Origin of the sequence: Deinococcus sp. (genome assembly GCF_030523985.1) — a bacterium.
Taxonomy (GTDB): domain Bacteria; phylum Deinococcota; class Deinococci; order Deinococcales; family Deinococcaceae; genus Deinococcus.
In genome coordinates this window covers 1-2,839 of sequence record NZ_JAUNHK010000180.1, presented here as the reverse complement: position 1 = coordinate 2,839, position 2,839 = coordinate 1, and the positions used below count along the sequence as shown (strand labels likewise).

The following is a 2,839-nucleotide window of genomic DNA, read 5'->3' as shown; positions in this document are numbered from 1 at the left end:
GACCCCTCACACGCACGCCACGCGCAGGCTGAAGGCAAGTTCAAAGAGTCGAAAAAGGAGGCTTTTCCACATGACCGGACCCTACGACCGTCCCCCATCGCCCGCCAGCGAACCCACCAATCAGCCTGCCCCCATGCCCGAGCGCCTGCCCGGTGGCAGCGATACTCCGCCGATGGTGGATCCGCCCGTCAACCCGGACACGCCCGGTATTCCAGAACCCGAACCGACCTCCAATCCCGACCTGCCGGGAATGCCGGAGCCGATGCCCGCGATGTGAGGGAAGAGGGAAGAGGGTGGAGAGTGAAGGGAATGTTCCCGATGCTCTCCACCCTCTTCCCTTTACGCTCCCCTACTTGCCGTGCCGGGTCAGCCGCCAGAGCGTGACGGCGTTGCTGATGAGCAGCAGCAGACACAAAATCGCCATAGGCCATTCCTGCCGCTGGACGAAACGGATACCCAGAATCCCCCAGCCGCAGATCAGGGCCGTCACCAGCCAGATGCGCCACTGCGGTGCGTTCACTTCGTTTGCCTCATGCGTTCCAGGGTAACGGACCCCGACAGGCCATACGCCCCCGTCGTATCAACGGCCCAGTGAGGACGCGAGGGTGGCCCGCAGGCTGGCCTCTGCGTTGAGCAGGCCCGCACCACAGGTATGTGCCGAAACGCTGTCGCAGCGCCCCGCCGCGAAGGGCGTGACCTGACGGGTGAGCAGTTGGCTGAGGCCAAAGCGGGTCAGGTTGGGGCGCACGTCCAGCAGCAGACTGGCGACCCCGCTGACCTGGGGGGCGGCAAAAGAAGTGCCGTTGGTGTGCCGCTCGCCCCCCATCCCGCTGAGGCTGCTGGCGACGAGTTCGCGTCGGGGTTCGCCTCCCGGTGCGGCGAGGGCCACCGTGCGTCCCCAGTTGGCGTAGGCGGGACGCTGTCCGGCTTCGTTCACGGTGGTCACGGTCAGGGTGTTGCGGCATCCGGCGGGCGAGTAGCCGCTGGCATCCTTGCCGTCGTTGCCTGCCCCGGCGACCACCAGCACGCCCCGCGCCGCCACTTCGTCCACCGCCTTCTGAATGCGGGCGTCGCATCCGGTGAGCGGAATAAAGTCGGCAAAGAGGCTGAGGTTGACGATACGCGCCGGATTGGGATTGCTGGGCACCCCCGGCACGCTCAGGCCCGCCGCCCAGCGCAGGCCGTCTATCAAATCCTGGGGCGCGATTTCGCCGTTCACGTCGGCCACGCGCATATGCACGATGCGGGCGCGGGGGTTGATGCCCGCCATGCCGCGCCCGTCGTGGGCCGCCGCAATCAGGTTCGCCACGATTTCGCCGTGATAGGCGAACTGGCCCACCGCGCTCGCGTCGGCGTCGCGCCCGTCGCCGTCGGCGGCACGCGCCGCGTCGGAAACGAAGTCGTAGCCGTTCACCACCCGGCCCGCCAGTTCGGGGGAGGGGACATAGCCCGTGTCCAGCACCGCCACCGTCACGGGCTTTCCAGTCGGCTTCTGCGCCTGCCACTGCGTCCACGCCTGCGGCATCCGAATGGTCTGAAGGTTCCACTGCTGCGAGTAAAGCGGGTCACGCGGTTCGCTGAAGGTGGAGGAGGGTGCGGGCGGCTGGGCAGCGGGAAGCTGCGGCCCCACGCCCGGCCCCAGTGGAATCAGCGTGCCCTGCAAGCTGGGCGCCGGGTTCTGAAGCTGGACGGGTTGCAAGGTGGGCAGGGCGGGCTGAGGGCGGAAAGGAACGGTGGCGGCCTGGGCGACCAGCAGACCGCCGCACAGCAGCGCCGACACGAGGGAAGCAAAACGGGGCATACCCCCAGTCTGACGCGCCTGTCTGACCCCCGGCTGAGGAACCCCTGATGCCGCGCCTACACTCTGCGTATGACTCCAAACAGTTTGGTGCGTCCGTCTCCGGCCCGGCGCGTGGTGGTGCTGACCGGAGCGAGCAGTGGCATAGGCAGGGCCACGGCCTACGAACTCGCGGCGCGGGGGCACGCGCTGGTGCTGGCGGCGCGGCGGGCCGACTCCCTGCACGCCCTGGCCCGCGAACTCGACCCCAGCGGCAGCCGCGTTCTTGCCGTGCCCACCGACGTGAACGACGACGCCTCGCGCCGGGCGCTGATAGAGACGGCCCGCGCCCACTTTGGGCGGGTGGACGTGTTGGTCAACAACGCGGGCGTCACCGTGGAAAAGGGCTGGTGGTGGGATGACGCCGACCCGCTGCGGGTCTTGCGGGTCAATCTCGAATCGCCCATCGAACTGGTGCGGCTGGTGCTGCCCGAAATGCAGGCCAGGGGCAGCGGTCACATCGTCAACATCGGCTCGGTGGCGGGCCGGGTGGCGACCAACGGCGTGTATTCCGCCAGCAAAGCGGGCCTGCGCGGGTTTTCGCACGGGCTGCGGCGCGAACTGCTGGGCAGCGGCGTGGAGGTCAGTCTGGTGGCTCCCGGCTTTGTTCAGAGCGAGATGACCGCCAAGGCGCGGCTGCCCATGCCAGGGCCGGAAGTGGTGGCCCGCGCCGTCGCCGACGTGCTGGAGCGCCCCCGCCCCGAAGTCACCGTGCCACGCGTATACGCGGCCCTCGCTACGCTGAATGCGCTGCTTCCGGCCTTGGGTGACCGAATCGTCAGCCGGGTCATCATCGCCCGGCGCTATCAGCACGAAAAGGGAGCGGCTGGCAGATAGCGGATGGCTGTAGAGCATTCGACATAAGAAAGCTTGCGGTTTTTGACCCTCTACCGAGGGGAGAGGGCCTCGCGCAGCGAGGGGTGAGGGGTCTTTTTCTGTCGAATGCTCTAGTGGATGACCAAGGGCATGAGAAGGCTTATAATGCTGCATGGGACGCCAAAA

At 67.7% G+C, this 2,839-nt stretch carries 4 protein-coding genes; 2 read left to right on the top strand and 2 right to left on the bottom strand.

Going from position 1 to position 2,839, the window contains the following annotated elements; translation table 11 throughout:
* The first annotated feature begins 70 nt into the window (after nucleotides 1-70).
* Nucleotides 71-277: a hypothetical protein gene (locus Q4C89_RS14655; protein WP_303103360.1), complete on the top strand. Its 207-nt coding sequence runs from the start codon at nucleotides 71-73 to the stop codon at nucleotides 275-277.
* Between the two features lie 72 nt (nucleotides 278-349).
* Here Q4C89_RS14655 and Q4C89_RS14650 read toward each other — a convergent pair whose 3' ends face one another.
* Nucleotides 350-520: a hypothetical protein gene (locus Q4C89_RS14650; protein ID WP_303103359.1), complete on the bottom strand. Its 171-nt coding sequence runs from the start codon at nucleotides 518-520 to the stop codon at nucleotides 350-352.
* Between the two features lie 60 nt (nucleotides 521-580).
* A complete protein-coding gene (locus Q4C89_RS14645; RefSeq protein WP_303103358.1) occupies nucleotides 581-1,801 on the bottom strand; it encodes a S8 family serine peptidase in 1,221 nt (406 codons plus the stop codon).
* 69 nt (nucleotides 1,802-1,870) lie between these two features.
* Between Q4C89_RS14645 and Q4C89_RS14640 the strand changes: the two genes are divergently transcribed.
* On the top strand, nucleotides 1,871-2,674 hold the full coding sequence (locus Q4C89_RS14640) for an SDR family oxidoreductase (protein WP_303103357.1): 804 nt from the start codon (nucleotides 1,871-1,873) through the stop codon (nucleotides 2,672-2,674).
* The last annotated feature ends 165 nt before the right edge of the window (nucleotides 2,675-2,839 follow it).